Annotated in this window: 19 protein-coding genes, 1 tRNA gene and 2 pseudogenes; 9 read left to right on the top strand and 13 right to left on the bottom strand. The window is 66.1% G+C overall.

What is annotated here, in order from left to right; translation table 11 throughout:
* Positions 1–30: 30 nt before the first annotated feature.
* The 4 genes and pseudogenes from ACXZ1E_RS03205 to ACXZ1E_RS03190 form a co-directional block, all read right to left on the bottom strand.
* On the bottom strand, positions 31–1,347 hold the full coding sequence (locus tag ACXZ1E_RS03205) for a DUF222 domain-containing protein (RefSeq protein ID WP_458041999.1): 1,317 nt from the start codon (positions 1,345–1,347) through the stop codon (positions 31–33).
* A gap of 246 nt (positions 1,348–1,593) precedes the next feature.
* Positions 1,594–1,977 carry an RNA-binding S4 domain-containing protein gene (locus ACXZ1E_RS03200; RefSeq protein WP_458041998.1) on the bottom strand — a complete coding sequence of 128 codons (384 nt, stop codon included), beginning with the start codon at positions 1,975–1,977 and terminating at the stop codon, positions 1,594–1,596.
* A complete protein-coding gene (locus ACXZ1E_RS03195; protein ID WP_458041997.1) occupies positions 1,974–2,696 on the bottom strand; it encodes a lysoplasmalogenase in 723 nt (240 codons plus the stop codon). Before ACXZ1E_RS03195 ends, ACXZ1E_RS03200 begins: the two co-directional genes overlap by 4 nt.
* Positions 2,697–2,848: 152 nt before the next feature.
* Positions 2,849–3,277, bottom strand: a pseudogene (locus ACXZ1E_RS03190) (N-acetyltransferase family protein); the annotation flags it as partial.
* Between the two features lie 263 nt (positions 3,278–3,540).
* Here ACXZ1E_RS03190 and ACXZ1E_RS03185 point away from each other — a divergent pair.
* Positions 3,541–3,614 (top strand) — tRNA-Pro (locus ACXZ1E_RS03185).
* A gap of 197 nt (positions 3,615–3,811) precedes the next feature.
* Positions 3,812–4,762 (top strand): DNA cytosine methyltransferase, encoded by a 951-nt coding sequence (locus ACXZ1E_RS03180; protein ID WP_458041995.1) that lies wholly within the window; start codon positions 3,812–3,814, stop codon positions 4,760–4,762.
* 124 nt (positions 4,763–4,886) lie between these two features.
* Here ACXZ1E_RS03180 and ACXZ1E_RS03175 read toward each other — a convergent pair whose 3' ends face one another.
* On the bottom strand, positions 4,887–5,633 hold the full coding sequence (locus ACXZ1E_RS03175; protein ID WP_458041311.1) for an ATP-binding protein: 747 nt from the start codon (positions 5,631–5,633) through the stop codon (positions 4,887–4,889).
* A gap of 169 nt (positions 5,634–5,802) precedes the next feature.
* On the opposite strand from ACXZ1E_RS03175, the gene ACXZ1E_RS03170 reads away from it, so the two are divergent.
* Positions 5,803–7,014, top strand: a complete 1,212-nt coding sequence (locus ACXZ1E_RS03170; protein WP_168914865.1) for an IS4 family transposase — start codon at positions 5,803–5,805, stop codon at positions 7,012–7,014.
* A gap of 194 nt (positions 7,015–7,208) precedes the next feature.
* On the opposite strand, the pseudogene istA reads toward ACXZ1E_RS03170, so the two are convergent.
* Positions 7,209–8,654 (bottom strand): annotated as a pseudogene (gene istA / locus ACXZ1E_RS03165) (IS21 family transposase); the annotation flags it as partial.
* A gap of 79 nt (positions 8,655–8,733) precedes the next feature.
* Here istA and ACXZ1E_RS03160 point away from each other — a divergent pair.
* Positions 8,734–8,985, top strand: coding sequence for a DNA cytosine methyltransferase (locus tag ACXZ1E_RS03160; protein ID WP_458041994.1), 252 nt, complete (start codon positions 8,734–8,736; stop codon positions 8,983–8,985).
* Here ACXZ1E_RS03160 and ACXZ1E_RS03155 read toward each other — a convergent pair.
* On the bottom strand, positions 8,939–9,280 hold the full coding sequence (locus ACXZ1E_RS03155) for a hypothetical protein (protein WP_458042986.1): 342 nt from the start codon (positions 9,278–9,280) through the stop codon (positions 8,939–8,941). The genes ACXZ1E_RS03160 and ACXZ1E_RS03155 overlap by 47 nt on opposite strands.
* Before the next feature lie 78 nt (positions 9,281–9,358).
* On the opposite strand from ACXZ1E_RS03155, the gene ACXZ1E_RS03150 reads away from it, so the two are divergent.
* Together ACXZ1E_RS03150 and ACXZ1E_RS03145 are read left to right on the top strand one after the other, a co-directional pair.
* The gene (locus ACXZ1E_RS03150) at positions 9,359–9,604 is read left to right on the top strand and encodes a hypothetical protein (RefSeq protein ID WP_458041993.1); all 246 of its coding nucleotides are present in this window, start codon (positions 9,359–9,361) and stop codon (positions 9,602–9,604) included.
* Positions 9,601–10,035 (top strand): type II toxin-antitoxin system VapC family toxin, encoded by a 435-nt coding sequence (locus ACXZ1E_RS03145; RefSeq protein WP_458041992.1) that lies wholly within the window; start codon positions 9,601–9,603, stop codon positions 10,033–10,035. The genes ACXZ1E_RS03150 and ACXZ1E_RS03145 overlap by 4 nt, the downstream gene beginning before the upstream one ends.
* A gap of 93 nt (positions 10,036–10,128) precedes the next feature.
* Here ACXZ1E_RS03145 and ACXZ1E_RS03140 read toward each other — a convergent pair whose 3' ends face one another.
* The 4 genes from ACXZ1E_RS03140 to ACXZ1E_RS03125 are packed head-to-tail and all read right to left on the bottom strand — an operon-like array spanning position 10,129 to position 16,659.
* The gene (locus ACXZ1E_RS03140; RefSeq protein ID WP_458041991.1) at positions 10,129–11,280 is read right to left on the bottom strand and encodes a Wadjet anti-phage system protein JetD domain-containing protein; all 1,152 of its coding nucleotides are present in this window, start codon (positions 11,278–11,280) and stop codon (positions 10,129–10,131) included.
* Entirely contained in the window at positions 11,277–14,648 is a 3,372-nt protein-coding gene (locus tag ACXZ1E_RS03135; RefSeq protein WP_458041990.1) for an ATP-binding protein, read from the bottom strand. Before ACXZ1E_RS03135 ends, ACXZ1E_RS03140 begins: the two co-directional genes overlap by 4 nt.
* Positions 14,645–15,238: a DUF4194 domain-containing protein gene (locus tag ACXZ1E_RS03130; protein ID WP_458041989.1), complete on the bottom strand. Its 594-nt coding sequence runs from the start codon at positions 15,236–15,238 to the stop codon at positions 14,645–14,647. The genes ACXZ1E_RS03135 and ACXZ1E_RS03130 overlap by 4 nt, the downstream gene beginning before the upstream one ends.
* Complete coding sequence (locus ACXZ1E_RS03125; protein ID WP_458041988.1) at positions 15,235–16,659, bottom strand: DUF3375 domain-containing protein; 1,425 nt, start codon at positions 16,657–16,659, stop codon at positions 15,235–15,237. The genes ACXZ1E_RS03130 and ACXZ1E_RS03125 overlap by 4 nt, the downstream gene beginning before the upstream one ends.
* A gap of 225 nt (positions 16,660–16,884) precedes the next feature.
* On the opposite strand from ACXZ1E_RS03125, the gene ACXZ1E_RS03120 reads away from it, so the two are divergent.
* Complete coding sequence (locus ACXZ1E_RS03120; RefSeq protein ID WP_458041987.1) at positions 16,885–17,415, top strand: hypothetical protein; 531 nt, start codon at positions 16,885–16,887, stop codon at positions 17,413–17,415.
* Positions 17,416–17,467: 52 nt separating this feature from the next.
* On the opposite strand, the gene ACXZ1E_RS03115 is transcribed toward ACXZ1E_RS03120, so the two are convergent.
* Positions 17,468–18,586, bottom strand: a complete 1,119-nt coding sequence (locus tag ACXZ1E_RS03115; RefSeq protein ID WP_458041986.1) for a DNA alkylation repair protein — start codon at positions 18,584–18,586, stop codon at positions 17,468–17,470.
* A 624-nt stretch (positions 18,587–19,210) separates the two neighbouring features.
* Between ACXZ1E_RS03115 and ACXZ1E_RS03110 the strand changes: the two genes are divergently transcribed.
* On the top strand, positions 19,211–19,549 hold the full coding sequence (locus ACXZ1E_RS03110; RefSeq protein WP_458041985.1) for a Rieske (2Fe-2S) protein: 339 nt from the start codon (positions 19,211–19,213) through the stop codon (positions 19,547–19,549).
* Positions 19,546–20,664, top strand: coding sequence for an NAD(P)/FAD-dependent oxidoreductase (locus ACXZ1E_RS03105; RefSeq protein ID WP_458041984.1), 1,119 nt, complete (start codon positions 19,546–19,548; stop codon positions 20,662–20,664). The genes ACXZ1E_RS03110 and ACXZ1E_RS03105 overlap by 4 nt, the downstream gene beginning before the upstream one ends.
* A 40-nt stretch (positions 20,665–20,704) precedes the next feature.
* Here the strand turns inward: ACXZ1E_RS03105 and ACXZ1E_RS03100 are convergent, their stop codons facing one another.
* The gene (locus tag ACXZ1E_RS03100; RefSeq protein WP_458041983.1) at positions 20,705–21,565 is read right to left on the bottom strand and encodes an oxygenase MpaB family protein; all 861 of its coding nucleotides are present in this window, start codon (positions 21,563–21,565) and stop codon (positions 20,705–20,707) included.
* Positions 21,566–21,627 lie beyond the last annotated feature (62 nt).

Below are 21,627 nucleotides of genomic sequence, written 5' to 3'. Positions count from 1 at the left end.
CTCAGTGACCGACGGGCAGGCCACAGTCGGTCACTTCGACGAGCTCAGTGACCGGGTGCCCCAGAACGGGGGTGGATCCGTGTTCGGGGTGAAGTGGATCGCCGACGGTGGTTTGTCGATATAGACGTGACCGCCCGGTGACGTCCACTCCAGAACTCCGCCGCCGAGTTGCCGGACCTTCCAAGCCGTTTCGCCTTTGAGAGTGTGGTGTCGTTTGCAGAGGCAGGCGAGATTGCAGACATCCGTCGCGCCGCCCAACGCGTAATCGAGGGTGTGGTCGCGATCGCACCGGTGTGCGGGTTGCCGACATCCGGGGAATCGACAGTGCTGATCCCGCGCTCGGAGGAATCGCTTCATGTCGGCGGATGGGGTGTACCTGTCCACCGCGAGAACGCACCCCGTGATCGGATCGGCGAGTACGCGATCCCACCCGGTCGCGTCACCGGCGAGCTTGCGGGCGGTGGCGGGGTCGATCGGGCAACGGCCGACGAGTTCGGCGGGTTCGTTCGTGACCCCGGCGAGTGCGAGGGCGGGGACGGTGACGTTGACGTTCGCGCGGATCGCCCCCAATCCTCCGAACCCGTCCGACATGCCCGCACCGGTGTCCACGGTGGGTGAAGTCGTCAGGACCATGTCGGCGACGAGATCCGCACGAATCTGGCCGAGCGTGCGGGTGTCCGTGGGGTCGGCCTTCTTGATCGCGTGGGCTTGCTGGGTGATCCGGTCGTGCATCGCGTGAGCGAGCACGGCCGGTTGGACGGTGCTGAACTCCGCCATCCCGTCCCCGATGTCCCGCACGTACGCACAGCGCGATGCCCGTGCTTCTTGGTGGCGTTCTGTCATGGTGCGGGGCTGCAGGGATTCCGCGAGCCGTGCCAACGACGATCCCAGCCTTCCGGGCGTCGTCCCCTCCGCGCGGACCAACGCCTCACGCTCGAACACCGCCCGCGCATCCGGATCGGTGAGGGGCGTGCCGTGTTCCAGGATCACCGCAACATGTCCCGCACCAACGCGTCCCTCGTCCCACGCCTCACACGTGGCGGGGAACGACTCGGCCAGCACCGCGGCATCGTTCATGCGGCGTTGCACGGTTCGGTCGGACATGTTCGCCGCCGCACCCAACTCCGCAGCCAGTGCCCGGAACGGCAGTTCCGCCTCGCGGGACGTGGGCGAGGGGAGTTCAGCGACCCGCTGCATCCCGACCCGCGCAGCTTTCGCGAACACCCGCGCCATAGCAGCCTCAGCCTGCGCCAACGCTAGCCGGGCATCCGTGCACTTGTCCGCGAGTTCCCGCGCGATGCTGTCACACACGATATCGTCATGGGTGATGCCAACATTCGAATACATGTTCTAAACGATACGGACGGCCTCCGACATTCGAACGGCGAAAAGCCCCCAAAAAGCGGCGGAATCACGCCGAAAAGATGAGAGTTCTCACATCTCGCGACCGGGTACCGGCGAGGTGCAATTGGTCACTTCGACAGGCTCCGCTACCGGGGGCGCCGGTGGCTGCTCCCACGCACCGCTGTGTGGGAGCGTCATTTCGTCTCGGCCCTTTGGGCCTCGCTCAATGACCGGGGTGGGGCACTGCGGCTACTCCGGGCTGAAACCGCGGAGCTTGTCGATGTCGCGGCGCTCGCGCTTGGTCGGACGACCGGCCCCGCGATCACGGACCGGCACGAACGCGATCGACTCGCGCGGCGGCGGGGGAGGCGTGAGGTCTTCGTAGGCGAGCGCGGCCGCCGGGGCCCCGACACGTTTGACGATGGTCTGGCGGACGATGAGCGTGCGGTCGAAGCCCGCGATGCGGATGCGGACCTCGTCGCCGGGGCCGATGGGCTGCGCGGCCTTGGCCCGGTCGCCGTTCACGCGCACGTGTCCCGCCCGGCAGGCCGTCGTCGCCGCCGAGCGGGTCTTGTAGACACGAACGGCCCAGAGCCACGCATCCGTTCGCACGCGAGATGTCCCGGCGGTCATCGCGGCGTCGCCTGGGTTGGGCGGGTACGGATGGCGCGGGGGAGCGCCGTGGCGACGCCCGCGACGATGAGCCCCTGGCCGAGCGTGTACGTGAGCATGACGAGGGGGCTGGTCCAGCCGGGCACGGCCTCGGGGGTGAATAGGTGGAACGCGAGGATGGTGTCGGACGCGAGGAAGAACGCCGCTCCTACCGCGACCATGGGTGCACACCGGGCGGCCGTGGCCGCGGTTCCGCCGAGTACAAGGCCGTAGATCGCCACGGCGAACGACAGGGCGCCCAGCCGCGGCCAGAGGACGGCCACAAGCAGCAGCCACCACGCCACGTAGACGAGCGCCCACGCGGGCCACGGCTTCGTGCGGATGAAGCGCCAGAAAAGCACGATGTAGGCGATATGAGCGAGGCCGAAGCAGAGCAGCATGACGGGCAGCTCGGACACCTGGGGGAAGAACGTGCCTGCCCCGTCGCCGAGCCACGAGAAGGCGAGAGCGAGGAACAGCAGGGTCGCGGGCGTTCCCCAGGTCGACCCGCGGCCGGCCCAGAGTGCGGCGACGGCGAGCAGAGGCATGAGCGTGAGCTTGGTGGGGCCCGCAACGGCGTCGGCGCCCACGCCGAGGGCCACGATGTGCACGATCGAGACCAGGGCATACGGCACGAAGCCGATCCAGGCGGGCAACGCGGCGAGGCTCGCGAGGGGCGAGCGCGGGGACTCTGCGGTCATGATGCTCCTCATCGAGTGGCTCGCGGCGGTTCGGCCACCGGGCCCCATAATCGTCGCATGACCTACACGCTTTCGCGTCTCGGCTTGCACCGCATGACGGCACGAGGTGCGGAGTCGCACCGGGCGAATGCGCGAGGCGACGAGCGCGACGCTCAGGTGCCCAGTTCGAGCTGAACAATGACCCGCTCGGGTTTCGGGCGCGCGATCTCGCGAAATCCCGCGGTCTCGAAAACGCTCAGGATGCCTCGGTAGAGCTCGTTTGCGGGGCGCTGGGCGACGCTGGTGTCGTTCGGATACGCCTCGAGCACCCGAGTGCCGTTTTCGCGGGCGTGCTCGATGGCGGCGTCAAGCAATGCCAGGTTGAGCCCCTGGCCGCGGTACTCCTTGCGCACCGCGAAGCACGTGACGGCCCAGACAGGTGAGTCATCCCACGGGTCGTTCGTTGCTGCGACATCGCGGGTCCGAGCGAGGCATGGTTGCTCGGTGCGGGGGCCGACGCGGACCCACCCGGCCGCTTCGCCGTCGACGTATGCGACGAGCGCGGGGGAGGGCTTTGCCGTGACCTGTGCCTGCAGCATCCGTTCGCGTTCGTGTTGATCGGATGCTTAGAACTGCGCGTTCGTCAGAGTCCACCACTGGTATTGGCAGCTGAGTCCGTCCCCGCGCCCGAGAAGGTGTGCTCGACGTCGTCGAACCGATCGGCGGTGGCGGGCACGATGGTGATCGTCATGCGGTCACGCTAGTGGGCGTTGCCGACACGGGTCGATGGCGTTCACGGGGGCTCGGGCGCTCGGGTAAGATGGTGGAGTTGTCTGCGCTTAGGCGGGGGCGGAAAAGTGAACAACGGGATGTGGCGCAGCTTGGTAGCGCACCTGACTGGGGGTCAGGGGGTCGCAGGTTCAAATCCTGTCATCCCGACAGAGAAGGGCCGGAAACTCGCAAGAGTCTCTGGTCCTTTTTGCATGTCACCGATTCTTGATTGATTCTGAGGAGGTGCAGATGTCAACTGTGCAGCCGACAGCTGTTCGAAGGTGATCACCGCGAATGCGGAACGTGAGAGCGTCTCGGCCGGAGGTGGAGTCTGACAGTAGGATCGTCGAAACGACTGGGTTCTGGTGAGTCTGTTTCAGTTGATTTTGAGGCCATCGGCGATCATCGAAAGAGTGGTCTGCATGGAACGCGCAGCCCCTCCTGATCGACGCGATGCTGTAGCTACGCAAACCGGCCGACCCACCGCGATTGACCTTTTCTCCGGCGCGGGGGGTTCAACACAGGGTCTGGCTGATGCCGGATTCGATGTGATTGGTGCCGTCGAGTTCGATGCGATCGCCGCTGAGTCCTATCGTCTCAACCACCCGGCCGTTCGTTTGTGGGAACAAGACATCAAAACGCTCACTGCGATCGGTGTGGGGCGCGAGCTGAGGTTGGCTCCTGGTGAGTTGGGCCTCCTCAAGGCCTGCCCGCCGTGTCAAGGATTCTCGTCTCTCGCGGAAGGTCGTATCGGACCCGACGATCCCCGCAACGAACTGGTCCGACACACCGTGCGCTTCGTGCGGGCACTGCGGCCCAAGGCCGTTTTAGTCGAGAACGTTCCGGGCTTGGGGCGTGATCGGAGATCGTCGGAACTTCTAGCGTCTTTGCGGCAGCTGGGGTACAACGGCCGCTCCTACCATGTCAACGCGGTCAACTTCGGCGTCCCGCAGAGGCGGAAGAGGCTGATCATCCTTGCGCTGCGCGGCTTGCGCTCGATACTGCCCGACTCGTTGTCTCCGGCGGACCCGGAGGAACCGAGGACGGTACGGCAAACATTCGACCAGCTGTCCTGCGAGGTCGCCGATGACGATCCGTTGAGTTTGCCGCGTGTGCTTCCGGCCAAAGTGCTGAAACGGATTGAAGCTATCCCAGTAGGCGGGAATCGGTTCGATCTGCCCGTTGAGCTCCAGTTGGACTGTCATAGACGGCTTGCCGACGAAGGCAAAAATGGCGCGGCTGCGTTGGGACGAACCCGCACCGACTATGACGACACGATGCGCGACGCCCGCGTCTGGGCCGTTTCTACACCCTGATGAGTATTCGGAGCTTTGGGGGCCGGGGATTATCGTGTTTCAGGGCCACCGAATATTGAGGTTCAGGGCCAGACGATATTGCCGGTGAGCGCCAGCCGTCGTGCTGGCGCTCACCGGCGTCGGGTCAGCTGCTCATGTTGGTGTGTTCGCGCATGTTGGTGCTGCCGGTTTCGATCCAGATGGTGTTGTGGACGATGCGGTCCATGATCGCGTCGGCGTGGACGTCGGAGCCGAGGCGTTGGTGCCAGTCCTTTTTCGCGTATTGGGTGCAGAACACCGTCGACGTGGAGTCGTAGCGCCGTTCGAGGAGCTCGAGGAGCATGCTGCGGACGTCGTCGCTGGGTGGGTCGAGGAGCCATTCATCGATGACCAGCAGCGTGAACGCGGCGTATTTGCGGAGCCATTTCTCCTTCCCGCCGGGCCGGTCACGGGCCGCGGCCCAGGTCTCCTCGAGGTCGGGCATGCGGACGTAGTGCGCCCGATACCTGTGCTGGCAGGCTTGCTTCGCCAGCGCCGAGCCGAGGTAGGACTTCCCGGAGCCGGTGAACCCTTGGAACACGACGTTCTGCTGCCTGCTGATGAACGCGCAGGTGCCCAGCTGCGCGATGATCCCTCTGTCGAGGCCGCGCTGTTCAATGAGGTCGAGGCGGCGGAGGTCCGCGTTCGGGTAACGCAGCCCGGCCCGGCGGATCAGTCCCTCGACCTTGCCGTGGGTGAACGTGGCGTGTGCGTCGTCGACGGCGAGCTTGATGCGTTCTTCGAACACCATCCCCAGCGTCAGGGTGTCGTCCTGGACCTCGAACGCGTCGACCAGCGCCGTGACGCCCATCTCCCGCAGCTTCCTCTTGCTCTCGCTGTCGATGCGGGTCATCGGGTGCCTCCCGCGTAGTAGTCCGCGCCGCGGACATACCCGGCTGGCTCGGCCGTTCGGCCTGGTGTCGACCATGCGTCGCGGGCGTCGGGGTCGTCCTGCCTGGTCTCGAGGATCGGTCTCAGGTGCAATACCGTTCAGTTAAGGGTTCGTGCGGTAGTTTTGGGGTATGCCTCGTTCTGGTTGGGTGAAGCCGGTTTCTGACCGCCGGTTGTCGGATTTGGTGTCGGTGGGTTTGCTGACACGGGTGTTTCCTGCGGAGGTTGTTGATCAGGTGATTGCTGATGCCGGGCGTACCGAGCAACGGAATCGGTCGTTGCCGGCGCGGGTGATGGCGTATTTCTCGATCGGGATGGCGTTGCACTCGGAGGGTTCCTACGAGGATGTGTTCGCCCAGCTGACGGATGGGCTGGCATGGTCCTCGGGCTGGGCCGAGTCATGGTCGCCGCCGTCGAAGTCGGCGATCTTCCAAGCCCGCTCCCGGCTCGGATTCGAACCCGTGCGTGACCTGTTCACCCGGGTGGCGCGCCCGCTGGCCAGGCCGGCGACACCGGGTTCGTGGTTGGCCGGACGAAGACTGGTCGCGATCGATGGCACGGTCTTGGATCTGGCTGACACGCCGGCGAATGTCGACTTCTTCGGCCGCCCCGCGTCGAGTCGGGGTGAGCATGCCGCGTTTCCGCAGGCCCGGCTGGTGGCGTTGGCCGAGTGCGGCACCCATGCCATCCTCGACGCTGAAATCGGCCCATGCACCACTTCGGAGATCGCGTTGTCTCGGGAACTGCTCGACAGGCTGGAGCCTGGAATGCTGGTGCTCGCCGACCGAGGCTTCTACGGGTTCACACTCTGGCAGCAAGCCGCGGCCACGGGTGCAGACTTGCTCTGGCGGGTCAAGACGAACCTGCGCCCGCGGTTTCGGGAAGCTCTACCCGACGGGTCATGGTTGGCGGAGATCATCCCCACCTCCGGCACCGACCGGAAGTCGACACCGCCGCTGAAGGTGCGGGTCATCGACTACACGATCGAGGACGGGAGGGAGAACCCCGAGTCGTATCGGCTGCTCACCACGATCCTGGATCCAGCCGAGGTGACCGCCGAAGACCTCGCTGCGGCCTATTCCGAGCGGTGGGAGATCGAGTCCACCTTTGACGAGTTGAAGACACATCAGCGTGGCCCCAGGGGCGTGCTGCGCTCCAAGTCTCCCGATTTGGTCCAACAAGAAATCTGGGGGCACCTGTGCTGCCACTACGCCATCCGCACCCTCATGGTCGACGCCGCCGCCCACGCCGGACGGGACCCCGACCGGGTCTCGTTCGTCGCAGCGCTACGCATAGCCCGCCGCTCAGTCGCCTCGGGCTCTTTTTCCCCCTCAGCGCCCTGACACTGCCGTCGCCGCATGGCGTCACGCCATCCTCAGCCTTCTCAAACGCCTGAACCCTGCGCGCCGACAGCGCTCAAACCCCCGCGTGATCAAACGCAAGATCTCCAAATGGCTTGCCAAACGCGACCACCACAGTCGTTGGCCACAACCCGCGAACAGTCCCCGAGTTCACGTTCAAACCCTTAACTGAACGGTATTGGTCTCAGGTGCGCGTAACGCGGCGACCGAACGCGGGTCAACGCGACCTCCGCCGCCGCTTCAACACGAGCAGCGGAGTAGCGGCGGGTCAGCCGCAATACGGCCAACGCGGCGCCCAGGCCTTGTTCGTCGACCGGGACCGACTCGAAGATCCGATTCACGACTGTGGTGGTGTTCTCCCCGATCCGGGCCGCCCATTCCCTGACCCGCGGAGAGTCCCACTGCCGATAACGCGGCCCGTCCGGTAGATCCCCGTCATGCGTCCGATACTCGTTCACCACCCCGGTCGGCGCGAGGAGGTGGCTGGTCAGCCGCTGATCCCCGGCGAACACCTCGAGGGTGGTGTCCGTGACCCGCAGGTCAACGGCCCGGCCGATGTGGGCGAACGGGACGGAGTAGAAGTTCCGCTCGAACACCACGTGCCCGTTCTTCTGAACCCGACGCCTATAAACCCAGCGGGAAATCTCGAACGGAACCTGCGGCAGCGGCCGCAGCAGCTGCTTCTCCTCCGCCTCGAACACGCTCGCTCGTGATCCGGCGCGTTTCTGGAACGGTTCGGTGTTGTAAGCGTCGACGCGTTCATAGATCGCGGCGCGCAGCTCCGGCAGCGTCGCGAAGGTCCGGTCCCGCAAGCTCGCGATCACCCAGGTCGCGATGTTCCCGACGGTGTTCTCGACACTCGCCTTGTCTTTAGGCTTCTTCACCCTCCCCGGCAGCACCGCTGCCGAATAGTGAGCCGCGAGCTCCCGATACGCGTCGTTCAGGACCACCTCACCCTCCGCAGGATGCTTGATCACCCCGGTCTTCAGGTTGTCCGGCACGATCCGAGGAACACTCCCGCCGAACCAAGCGAACATCGAGACATGCGCGCGCAACCAGGTGTCCTGCTTCATATCCAGCGCCGGCTCGACGAACGCGAACCTCGAAAACGGCAACGTCGCGACGAACAAGAACACCCGCGTCTGCTGCCCGGTGACCGGATCGGTCAGCTGCATCGTCGGACCTGACCAGTCGACCTCGACGCTCTGGCCCGCCTTGTGACCGACGCGCGACGCTGCGCCGGCGATCAGGAGGTGCTGCTGGTAGGTCTTGCAGAACCGGTCATAGCCCATCGCCGGCGATCCCGTCGCCCGGCAGGCGTCGAGATACTCGCCGTGCAACAGCTTCAACGTCACCCCGACCCTCGCGAGCTCGCGATGCACCCCCTCCCACTCAGGTTGCGCGTGAACGCTGTCATGCTCACCACGTCCGGGGAACAACCGCGCATAGACCGTCGCCTCGTCAAGCTCGGCGACGTCGTCCCAGCGGACGCCTTCACGGTCGGCGGCGTCGATGACTGCGGCCACGCTCGTGCGGGACATGCCCTGCGCGGCGATCTGCCGCCCCGAGAACCCCTCCCCCCGAAGCCTCAGCACCAGCTTCGCTCTGATCTTGCGTACCATCCGAATCACTCCTTCTGCCGCGTGATTGGCCACGCGGCAGAAGGAGCCTAGGAACGGTGGCCCTCAACCCGAATATCGAGTGGTCCCCACCGACGCGATCACGTCGATCAGAACGTGGCCCTCAACCTCAATATCTGTGGCCCTCAGAGGAGCGAATACTCACCCTGAGTTGCACCGCCCCTTGACCTTGCGAGAGGCCGCCGCAATTCAGACGTTCCCAGCGACCTATAAGTTTGCGGGAAAGCGCGGCGACATCGAGCGCCAGATCGGGAACGCCGTCCCGGTCAGGATGGCGGCTGCAATCGCGGACCGTTTGCTGACGGCGATTTGAGGGATGCAGAGGCCTTGAGATGAGCGATGGAGCAACCGTTGAGGGCGTCCAGCCACCAGCTCAGCCGGCGAGCGAAGACCGCATCGATCAAAGACTCTTTGGTGGGGAATCGCCGGGAGAGAGTGGCGCCGTCGACGACGGCGAACACCTCGGCCCACAGCCGAGAGCGCACGGCATGGGCCGTGATTGCGGGCGACTGGCAATGCCGGGCGAGTTCGAGCGCACCGCGGGCGGCAAGAGCGTCTGGTGCGGGGAAATCAGCAATGCGCTGCCACGGCGGATGCGGCGCGCCCACCCGTGCACGCCGCACTCGCGCCCGTTCCTGCCAATATCCCAGAACGGGCAAGAAACATGCACATGCTAATGTATGTGTATGAAAACGGAGCGGCTACAGATTCTTGTCGACCCCGTTCAGCGCGAGCGGCTCGAGCGCACCGCCACCGAGCGAGGCGTGTCGGTTGCGTCGCTTGTTCGCACGGCGATCGATGTCGTCTACCCGCCGCAAGCGTCCGCCCGGGCGCGCGCCGCGGCGGCGCTGCTCGACGCCGAACCCATGGATCTTCCGCCGATCGAGGGACTGCTCGACGAGCTCGACGCACTGCGTGGGCGCCGCGCGTGATCCTTCTCGACACCACCGTGCTCGCGTACGCGCTCGGTTCGGAGCATCCGTTGCGAGACCCCTGCCGTGCAGCCGTCCGCGCGATCGGGGATGGTCGATTGCAGGCGACCACAACCGTCGAAGTTATTCAGGAGTTCGCCCACGTGCGCGCCCGGCGACACGGACGAGCGGATGCTGCGGCCACGGCGGAGAGCTATGCGACCCTTCTGGCGCCGCTCGTCGCAGTTGATGCCGAGGACCTTTCGCGAGGCATGACGCTGTTCCGTGAGCACGAATCACTGGGTTCGTTCGACGCTGTTCTTGCCGCGGTAGCACTTCGGCGCGAGTACGTGACCGGCTTGATGTCGGCCGATCGAGCCTTCGGCAGCATCCCCGGCCTTGCGCATATCGATCCCTCGGCTTCGAATCTGCGCGAGCGCCTCGCGATCTGAGGATGATGTCACCACCGGTTCTTTCTGAGCGTCGTGGGCAGAGGGGGTCAGGATCATGCACTCCAGCGCGCACATTTCTGAACTATGCCGGACCTATTGCAGGCGTCCGAGAGCCCACTCCCAGTCGATGCGCTCCTGCTCGAGGCGCACCGCGGAGTCGTATCGATCGGTCACGAGGTCGGTGTAGAGCCTGCCCTCCGTTTCATCCAGGAGCGACAGCCGCGCATCGGTTGGCGCAGGTTCGCGACCCCAGGACGCCTCATGTGCGAGCAGCGTCTCGCGGTCCATCAGCACCGACCGAACCTGCGGCAGATGGGCGCGAACGCGGTTGAGGATCGCGAACCCGTGGGTGTCGATGTCGCCCCAGTACGTCACCGTGGTGTCGCTGAGCCATTGGAGCGACGCCGGCTGATCGGCGTCGTAGCCCTTCCCCCAGAGGACGACGCCACCTTGCGGAACCGGAACGCTCAGGTAGGTGATCTCGTTCTCGACGATCAGCGCGCGCCGTGCTCGCACCTCGAGTGATTGCAGCTCGTTTGTTCGTAGCACAGCCTCGTTCAGTCCGCTCGGTGCGCCGAGCACCGCGGGATCGAACCGCAGGCGAACCGTAGCCGGCTTGCTCGCGAGACCGAGTTCGCGCGTAAATGCCCCTGCCGCGGTGGACACTCCCAGCATCGTGCCCAAGACGCCGCGGTGCTGTTCGATGAACTTCGTGTCGACGCCGGGCGCGCTCACCTGGCGCAGATAACGGCCCGAACCCCGATGCTCGTCGAGCCAGGTGTAGGCGCCGAGTACCGACGGCCACTGGGAAGCGAGCGACACGGCGGCGATCGGTGAACCGAGCGCCCACTCGCGTGCGCGGGAGACGTGTTCGGATGCGCCAACCAGCCGACGGAAGGCTGCGGCATCCGTCGCGGTGCCAAGAAGCAGCCATGCCTGTTCGAAAGAGTCGACCACGGCACGCACCGGCAACTCCGTGAGCCCCGACAGACGGCCACCGATGCGGCCGCTGAGAAGCGTGTACGCGCGCCCGCCGCGCGATGCCTCCCGCAATGTCGCGGACCACTCCCGTGCCGCATCGAAATGCTCACCGAGGTCTCCGGCGCTCGGCCCCCGGAGCGGAACCTCGATTGCACCGAACGGCTCATCGGTTGCGTACCCGCGCAGCAGCGAGCCATCGTTCCAGCGTCGACGGACGGCCGCGGTGATACTCGCCGGTGTCGACCAGCGTGCGGGGTCACTCACCCGCGGCCTCGTTGCTTGGCCCGGAACTCCTCGATCGTGAGCGTGTGTACACGCGATGCCGCACCGGTCGGATTATCGACGAAGCCGATCGCGCTCACGTACGGCTCGATGACGTGCACCTTTTGCAGTGGTGTCACGATGAGGAGCTGGAGACCGAGCTTCGCGAACAACTCGAGCGCGTAGCGGGTAGACGCATCCGATCCTCGACCGAAGGCTTCGTCGATGACGGCGAACCGGAAGTCGCGCGACTTCTCAACGCCCCACTCCAAGCCGAACTGATAGGCCAGGGACGCCGCCAGAATCGTGTAGGCGAGCTTCTCTTTTTGCCCGCCCGATTTGCCATCGGAGTCGGTGTAGTGCTCGAACTCTTCCCCCGTGCGACGATCATTCTCGCTCGCGGCGAAGGTGTACCAGTTGCGCACATCGGTGACGCGCCGCATCCACGCTCGATCACCGTCGGCGTGACCGACGCGACCCTTGAGACGCTCGATCACCTGTCGGATCTGTTCGAAGCGCTGCTCGACATCGACGCCGGTGCCGTCGGCGTCGAGCACGTCGGCCGTCGCGTCGCGCAGGTCTGCGCGGAACTGGCGCACGTCGTGATTCACGGTCGGCTCGGCGACGAGCACGATGATCCGGCCGGGGTTGTAGTCGATAGCGGCGAGTGCTTCGTTGATGATCTCGACGCGCCCGCGAATCTCGTCGGCCTGACGGCGCAGCCACGCGTTGAACTGCGCGAGCTCACGCACGGCGTTCGTGTTCAGCTGGTGCCGAAACTCTGCCTCGAAGCGGGGCAGGTCATCGCGCGTGACGCGCTCGTGCAAAGCGCGGAACTCGGGGAGCGACCGCACGCTCGCATCGAGCTCGCCCCGATGCTCGGCCCACCGTCGAAGGAACTCACCCATCTGCTGCTGGATGCCGGTGGTGTACCCGTTCATCTCACGCTGCGTGGATTCGATGGCAGAGGTGAGGGCGTCGATCAGCGTGCCACGCAACCGGTCGCAGTCTTCGACCGTGCGCACATCGGCCCGTGTCACGCGGTCGGCGAGGGCGGGGTAGAGCGTGCGCGCCTGATCGATGACTGCCGGTCCCATGGCGACGAGAGCCTCGTCTTCGGCGCGCCTGCGCGTTTGCGCGGCGGCGCCCGCGGCTCGAGCGGCGCCTATGCGTGCAATGATCTCTTCGGCCTCCGCGCCGAGCGCGGCATCCTGCCGGGCGATCTCTTCGAGCCGCGCATCTATCGCGGTCAGCTGCGAGGATCCGCCGACGAGGCGATCGCGCTCGTCCTGCAGCGCGGCGACGTGGGCGGCAGCGGCGTCGACATCGAGCTCCGTCCACGAGTGGTACTGCGCGAGCGCGGCAAGCGCCTCGGCCCGTCCGGCCAAAGCGCCCGCCTCGTCGTCGATCACGGTCAGGTGCTGTTCTACGGAATCGAGCTCGGCGACGTAGCCGTCGAGCTCGATCTGGAGGGCGGCGATCTTCTGCTCACTCCCGCGGCCGAGCACCCACTGGCGCGGGTCGGCGGCGCTGCGCCGGTCGTCCTTTTCGTGCCGATCGCGGTCGCGGACGAGGCCTTCTCGCGTGACGGCCCGATCTTCTCTCCGGAGTTGGTCGACGGATGCTGCGAGCACATGGTCGGCGCGAACGGCGAGTTCGGCGGCCAGGTAGTCGGCGAAGGGCCCCGGCTCGATCGTGAGGGCATCGACGAGTCGGCTGCCCGCGTGCACGGTGGGTACGGCGCGCACCCGCCGTTCGGGAACTCGCCGATACACCAGCTTTGCGTTGAGTCGGTTGTCGTTGACCCACGCCGACACGCGCGCGTAGTGTTCCTGCGGCACGAGCAGGGTCAGCGCGAAGCCGCGCAGCGCACGTTCGGCGGCTCCGCGCCACTCGGCGAAATCGTCAGACACCTCGAGCAGTTCGCCGGCAAAGGGAATGTCGTCTTCGCCGAGGCCGAGTGCATCGCCGAGGGCGGCCCTCACCCGGTCGAGATCGGCGGGAAGGCTGTTGCGTCGAGCTCGCAGGCTGTCTATCTCGTGCTGCGCAGCATCGCGCGCGCGTCGTGCGTCGGTGCGGCGTTCGAACAGCGGGTCTCGGCGCTTCGTGACGTTGGCTCGTTGCTCATCGAGCCGGGTACGTCGAAGGCCGACCTCTTCTGCACGCGCGAGAAAGTCATCCCCGTTCTCGGCGGCGTCGAGCCCGGCCGAGATGAGCAGGGCGTCATACCGTCGACGGCGCTCGGCGCGACCGACGTGATCCTCCTCGGCGCGGGGGATCTCGGCATCCAACTCTTTCAGCCGGTCGCCGCCGACCCCAGCCCGCTCGAGCTTCAGACGATCACTGGTCGGTACCAGAGCCTGACGTTGCTGCGCCAGGTCGGACTTGCGTGCATCGAGCGTCGCGAGCTCTGCGGTGCGCGCGGCGATCTCGCCATCGAGCAGTTCGCGCACGCGCTCGGCGATATACGGAGCGACGGCGCTGCGCTGATCCATCAGGCCCGCGTGGCGCGCTGTCGCATCGTCGAACCGATCGGCCGCGGCGACGAGCGGCGTCAGCACGGAAAGCTGGTCGGTTGCGGTGCGGACAGCGTCGTGCGACTTCACGAGATTCTCGAAGTGGTCGACGATCGCCTTCACCCGCGACTGGGCATCGACGGGCTCGAGCATGTGGTCGCGCACGAAGTCGTTGAGGTTGCCGACCGACTTCATCGAAACCGTCTGGTGGAACAGCTCCATCGCCTGCTCCGACCGGATGCCGAGCAGCCGCCGCACCCGACGGTGGTAGTCGGGAAAGGTGGTGTCGACATCGGCGCCGCGTGTGCGGAGCCGTGCGCGCAGTGCTTTCAGGTCCGAACCGAAGTCCGTGAAGTCGGGGTCGATGGAGAGCGCTTCGGACGCCGTGACGAAGAAGCGGTCGGGCTGACCCACCCGATCCTTCTGATGGAAGACCTGTGCGATCGAGACGCTCTCGCCGTACCCTTCGTTGGTGAAAACGCCCAGGATGACCGAATACGACGTCTGATCACGCAGGCCCACCGGTCGAGACGCGCCCGATGCCTCGTTGCGTTCGGACTTGTAGTGGCCCTCGACATAGCTGCGGAGGGAGCGCTCCTTAACATCCGCGCCGGCGGCTTTGTTGTATGCGATGCGGTTGGCTGGCAGGAGGAGGGTCGTGATGGCGTCGACGAGCGTGGATTTTCCGCTGCCGATGTCGCCGGTGAGGAGCGACGTCTGCCCGTTCGGATGCGTCGACCATACGTGCTTGTCGAATGTGCCCCAGTTGAACACCTCGATCCGCTGGAGTCGGTAGCCGGTGCGTTGGTGGGCCGACGACGGCGTCTCGAGGGCGGAGAACAGAGCGTCGGTCATTGCGGCGATCCTTTTGTGGCCCCCGCGTAGGCGTCCAGGCGGGCGGCGAAATCCGACAACGTCTGCGCGTCGACATAGGCCTTGAGGATGCGCCGGACCTCCCAGGCGCCGGGTTGGCCACGCAACTCCCGGAGGAACCCGAGCTCGGCCGCCTGCGCAATCGTGCGATCTGCTTGATCGGCCGTCCTGGCTTCGTTGCTCGACGTCGCCTGAAAAACACGCAGCATCTCGACCAGCTGCTCGCGCGTCAGGACGAGCTTGCCTTCTTCGCCCGATGACTCGAACTCGACCATGCGCTTGCGAAGGAGTACGAGCAGCAGGCTCACGTTGTAGGTGAGGCTGCGTCGACGCACGAGTCGCGGGAGCGGCTGCTCGCCGTCTTCCGGTTCGCGGGTGACCAGGTAGGCGTAGCCTTCGGCATCGTCGACCACGATGTCGATCCCGATCGCGGCGAAATGGTCGGCGACCGCGCCACGGTGTCGCTGCAGCGTCTGCCACGCCTCCTCGTGGGAGGGCACCTCGCGGTAGAGGACTTCCCGCATGAGAAGGATGATTGTCGTGGCGACGGCCTGTTCGTCGACAGTTCTCACGTGCGTCTCACCTGGACCTTCCGCATCCGCACCCTCTTTGCATCTTCCTGGGCATCGGCGATATCGATCGTCATCTCGTCGTCGCCCACCTCGATGGTGATGTCATCGTCGTTGAGCGACAGATATCCGAGGATCTCAGCCACCCCCTCCTGCACCGGGTACAACCCGACGATTTCGTCGAGCGGAACGGCTGTGCGTGGCGGCACCACCGCGCGGATGTTCGCTGCCAACCGTGCTGTATCGACGAACCGCTGCGCAAACAGATCGTCGAGCGCGGCCACGTCGATCTCGTCGGGGGAGAGCATGCTGTTGACCACGACATCGGGCTGCGGGTCGTAGAGGGGGCGCTCGAAGGGGAGGGCGATCGGCACACCGGGCTCATCGACGACGAGTCCAGCGTCGTGCGGTGGCGCGTCACGAAGAGCGAGAGCGGATGCTTCGACGGCGCGGACGAGATCGACGACACGGCGATTCTCGACCCAAACCTGATCTTCGAGAAACCGTCGCAGTTGCTCCGAGAGGTTTCGGACAGTCTGCTGGGTGCGCTCCGCCGCATCGGCCCAGTCGTGGTGGACGCTGCGCAGACGGCGATCGGCGGAGAGCTGCGGCATGGCTTGTACCGTCGCGAGCAGATCCGCGAGCTCCTCTTGGCGACCCTCCGAGAGAAGGAAGTCGTAGAAAGCCTGAAAGCTGCGTCCTTGATCTGACGATGAGATGTCGGTCCGCCCGCTCACCAGTTCACCGAGCAGCGCGCCCTTGCCTCCGTCCCAGCCGGCGATCTTCTCGCGTGCGGAGCGATCGAGCGAACGGAAGTTCTCCTCGACCTCGCGAAAGTCGGTGAGCAGCTCCCGCGCGGTCGTGGCGAACTGCTGGTATCTCTCGCGCACCGCCGTTTCGTCGAGGACCGCGAACCTGCCCTCACGTGCTTCGGCGAGTTCTGCGTCGATGGCGTCGCGGCGCCGCTGGAGTTCGGCGATGCGGCTCTCGGGGTCGATGTCTGATCCGTGCACGATGCGGCGAAGAAGCTCGACAACGGTTTCGAGTCGCGACTCCGTTCCGACGAAAGATCGCACCTGCAGCGCCTCTACCCACGCGTACGCCTTCTGAACCGCGGGCGTCACGTCGTAGTGCACCTCTTCGGACCCCGAGGGATAGAAGCGCCGCAGCCATGCCGACTCAGGTGTCGCCCAGTCTTCGAGGTAGGCCGCTGGATCGGCGGGGTATCGTTCGGGTTCGACTCGGTGAATGCCGTACAAGAAGTCGTCGAGTGCTGACACGAGTTGGCCCGCTGGCGCCGCCCCGCGGTTCTCTTCGATGAAGTAGCGACCCAGAAAAGACAGGATGAGCGGCGCGTTGCGCGCACGCAAAAGGCGCCACGCAGGATGCCGCTCCCACAGCCGATCGATCTCGTCGAGTTCCATACCCTTTCCAGGGTAGGGGGTGCGGGCAGAGCGCCGCGTCGCGCGCACCTGTGGGAACCGCTCAGTCGTCGACGCTGTCACGAAGCTTGTTCTCTTCTTCGAGTACCCCGTGTAGACGAGATCGTTCAACGACTCCGCGCCGCACTGTGATGTCTCAAGAGCCCGATAGGGTCTCCGAGGAAAATGAATCGCCCTGCGCCGCAGCAGACTTTGGAGAGCTACACAATGAACAGTGCCTTTAGCGAAGCGAACTTGATCGTCGAGGCCAAGAAGATTCTGGGCCAGGATGCGGATGTGCTCGCGGCAGGGAGGTTCAACCTTGCCAGCCTCGTCGGCGCTGCAATCGTCGGCAGCGCAGGCGGCGTCGTCGCTGCCGACGCACTTGACCCCACCGGGCTCAGCGACGTCAGTGGTGTCAGCGCAGCGATCGGCGCAATTGCCGGTCGGCGCCTGGCCATGACAGCAGCCGCCGAAGAGAAAGGCGCTACGACGACGCTGCTCGTTGCGATCACGCCCGATACGATCCACGTGCTCAACGGTGACACCCACGGACGCCTCGCATCAGAGTTTGCGTCGTTCAATCGCGCCACCGTCGATCACAAGATCAAGAAGGTGGGGTTGATGCGCTACCTGACCATTACCGACACAGACAGCGACGCCTCTATTGAACTCGTCGGTTCCGTCGCATGGATCGCGCAGAACGCGCAGGGCGACAAGGTTGTCTTCGACCTGCTCGCCGTCAATCATCACGACTAGCGGCGAGCGCGGAGAGTGCGGGTCCGTCGTCGCGTCGTCAAGCCGGGTGTCGTCATGCCGGACTATCGGCGGCGGGTAGCAACTCAAAAACTACCGGCGGTGTGGCCACCCCGTTCACCTGCAGCGCGATGGCATGCTCGCCGGGGTAATAGCGGCGCGTCGTGATCGCGCGGAAGGAGTGCCGACGCTCGATCGCGAACTCTTCGCCGGGTGCGACGTGGGCCGTGGTGAGCTTGAAGACTTTTGTGGTGAGGGTGCCGTTGGCGCGGCGGTGGTGCACGACGTAGTCGATCGCGAGACGCGCGCTCTGCGTACCCGAGTTCCGGACAGTAGCAGTGAATCCGACCTCTCCGCCCCACGGTATGTGGGTTTCGGTGAGCAACGGCCCATCGATCTCGACGGTCGCGGGCGCGAAGCCGAGCAAGGTGAGGGCGTGCGGATCGCCGCGCTTGACGAGCGTGCGGAGCGCGTGACGGACGAGGGCTGGCGTGGTGGGCGCTGGGGTGGCTAGCCAGCGTCGGGCGGTGCTGACGACGAGGCCGGGGGAGTCGCGGCTCAGGTCGTTGAGGTGGTTCGCGACCGATCGGCGGACGTACTCGCTGCCATCGCGGTACAGCGCATCCAGAATCCCGATGGTTGCTCCTGGTTGGGCGATGAGCGCCGGCACTCGAATCGCCCACGGCAGATAGGGCCGTGTGCCCTCGCTCGCCAGGCGCCGCACGTGTTCGTCGGGCGAAATGGTCCACCCGCCGATGACGTCGAGGGCACGATCGAGGTCGTGCCGCAGCAGCGTGCGGATGGCGAACTCGCCAGTGAGCCGACCCGTCAGCTCGGCGAGGAGCGCCAGGGCGTCGTCGAACGAGGCCTCCGTTCCCTCATCCACGGCTCGGGTTGCAATCGCACTGGTTACGGGCCAGATCAACCAGCCGGTGAATGCAGGTTCGTTCGCGGCGGCGGAACGGATGACGTGGGCGAGCGTGGCGTAGTCGCCCGGAATGTCGGCCAGCAGAGCATTCCGCAGTACATCGGCCCGTTCGCGCAGAGATAGCCCGTCAAAGGTTTCGCACGCCCGCGGCAAGGCGTGCAGGGCACGCTCGGGCTGGGTGTTCTGGATGCAGTGGGTCAGCGTGCCCGCGACGCCGACGCCGAGCAGATCGTCTGCGAAGGGCATGACCCCATCATTCCGTGCAGGCACGTGCTTGCACTCGTGTTCGCAGGGGCTCAGGTCGGAGTAGTGACGCTCAGTGCTTCGCGGGCGAGCGGCTCCATGCTTGGGGAGTCCGACAGTGCCCCTGTCTCGATCACGATCGTCAGCACCGCCGTGATCGCGGCCGCGGGAGTGCGCGTGTGGAGGGGGTGTCGTCGGGAAAGCGGTCCAGGATGACGTTGGCGAGATCCTCCTGCGCTTCCCGGCCCGCGGCCAGCCAGGCGGCGCGGAGCGCGGTGTTCTGATGATGAGTCGCAGTTCGCGGCGGTGCGGCTCGATCTCTGCGACGGCGACGAACTCCTGGATCACCGGCTCGAGCAACGGGAGTTCGCCCTTCGATCGGACGGCGGACGCGAGTTCTGCCGGATCGGTCGCCAGCTCCGACGTCAGCATCTCGTCCCTGCTGGAGCAGTACCGGTAGAAAGGTGCGCAACAACACCCCTGCTGTATCCGCGATCTGCTCCACGGTGCTGGCCTCGTAGCCGTGAGTGCGGCACTCGACGTTCCCCGTCGATGCTGAGGACCTCTCGGGCGTTGTCGGTCGCGTAGCTTCGCGTCTGGGGATTTTGCGCCCGCTAGCATGGGCCCATGACGCAGGGCATTGTGGTCGCACACGTCGGCGATATCGAAGATGGCACGGGCTTGGCCATCGCCAAGGATCGGTTGGGCACGATCGATGACGTCGCCGTATTCAACGATGGCGAGCAGTACTTCGCTCTCGACAACACGTGCACGCACGAGAAGACCGGCCTCGCCGATGGGTGGGTCGAGGACGGATGCGTCGAGTGTCCGCTGCACGCGGCGCGCTTTCGCCTGAGCGACGGCGCCGTGCTATCGCCCCCCGCGCCCACGGGTGTCGCGGCGCACGCGGCTCACGTGGACGGCGATGACATCGTGGTCGTCCCGAACCCCGCGCGCCTGGCGTGAGCGACACGGCGCCCGCCGACGTCCTGATCATCGGCGGCGGGATCGCGGGCTACACGTGTGCAACGACGTTGCGCGATCTCGGCTACGTCGGTGCGATCACGATCGTCGAGAGCGATGCGTCGTGCTCAGACCATCCGCCGCTCTCGAAGAGCGTGCTCGTGAACGGTGCCACCCGCGCCGACCTCGACTTCGCACCCCTCGAGCGGCTTGCCGAGTTGAAGATCACGGTGCTTGCGGGAGTCGCGGCGACCGAGATCACACCCGCGGGCGTCGTGCTCTCGGATGGACGAGTGCTGGCGGCGGATGCGCTCGTCGTCGCGGTGGGGGCCGCGGCGCGACGTCCGATGATGCCCGGGGCGGACGATCCGCGCGTCGTGACCCTGCGCGACTTCGACGACGCGATGCGGATCCGCGGGGCGGCAGGCCCGAATCGCACGGTGCTGGTGCTCGGCGGCGGCTTCGTCGGGGCGGAGGTCGCGGCCGCGCTCCGTACCCTCGACACGCCGGTCGTCCTCGTGGACCCGCATGAGATGCCCGGGGCACACGTCCTGGGCGACACTCTGTCGGGCTGGATGCACGCGATGCACGTCACGCACGGAGTAGACCTGCGCACCACGACGGTGTCGTCCATCGACGCATCCGGTGATCTGCTCGAGGTCACGCTGGCGAACGGCGAAACGGTCGCGGCCGACCTCATTGTCGCGGGCCTGGGTGTCGAGCCGCGCGTGCTGCCCGGCAGCGAACTCGTCGAGCCGGCGGGTGGGATTGTGCTCGCCGCCACGGCGCACTGGGATGCGGCGCGCCTCGACGGCATGGATGCTGCCGCCCGGCTGCTCGGACAAGCGCCCGCCCCGCGCGGCGCCGAGTGGTGCTGGAGCGACCGCTACGGCTCGCACATCGAAATCGTCGGCGACCTCGTCGGCGAGGGTGCTGACGTCATCCGGCCGGGTACCGCTGTGTTTCGGGTCGCGGGGGACCGCCTGCTCGGCGCCGCCTCGATCGACGACCCGATGACGATTCGTGCCGCGCGGCGCATCATCGACCGCGGCGTGAGCGTCGAGGCATCCGCGTTGGCGGATCCGACGGTCTCACTCCGCCAGATGTTGAGGGGCTGACGGCGCCGGAGGATTGGCCCGGCGCCGTCGCCCTCACACCTCAGGACTTGGCGCGCACCTTCTGGTACGGGTGTTCGGTCGCGTGAGCGATCCCGGAATCGACCAGATCCTGCAGGGACTTGTTCTTGCGTGCCAGGGCGAGAAAACGCGCCGTCATGCGCTGCGCGCGGGCCAGTCGACGCTCGCTGTGGTTTTCGACACCGTAGATCTGCCGCGCCCAGAGGGGCAGGAGCGAGAGGATCCCGTCGAGCACGATGCCCGAGACCCAGTCTTTGAGCGGGTTGCCCGACCGGGGAGGATGGCGCAAGCCGAGCGCCGACTGGGCGCCTAGGTAGCCCAGCGCCTTGTCGTTCTTGCCCGACTCGATGAACGCGTCCAACTCGGCCTTCGTGCTGGGGTGCGGCCCGGGCACGTGCAGTTTTTCGGCGACGAGCTGCTGCTCTTTCACGAATGCATCCTGCTCCGCGGTCGTCAGCTTCATGCCGAACTTCTGGACGCCCTCGAGCGATCCCCAGACGAACGTATACATCGTCCAGCGCTGCCACTCGGGCCACTTGGCGACCTCGACCTCGCCGGTCTCGGGATTCGTCCAGGTTGAGCGCTCGTGCAGCATGTCGACGTGTGCGGTCGCCGCATCCACGTGCGCCTTGTCGCCGAATGCGCAGGTGAGGATGAAGTCGCCGGTGCGCTGGAAGCGTGCCTGTCCGGCTTCGGGGCTCTCTGAGGTGATCGAAACGCGTTCGAAGTGCTTCAGCATTCCGGTGTCGAGCGATTGAAGCAGGACCGACGACACGGCGCCCAGTGATGCTCCGGAGTCGGCGTACACCTTCCAGGTGGCGCTGCGGGGACCGAAGTACCCGTCGTCTGCGCGCTCCGCGTCTCTCGATGGGCGTGCGTTCATGGGGGTCCTCTTTTTGTCGTGGAGGCGTCGGGTGCCATGGGTGTCGGGTGACGGTCTGGTCG

Source organism: Pacificispira sp. HM-600 (genome assembly GCF_977993705.1).
The sequence above is the reverse complement of the archived record's forward strand: the minus strand, read 5'-3'. Positions and strand labels throughout refer to the sequence as shown.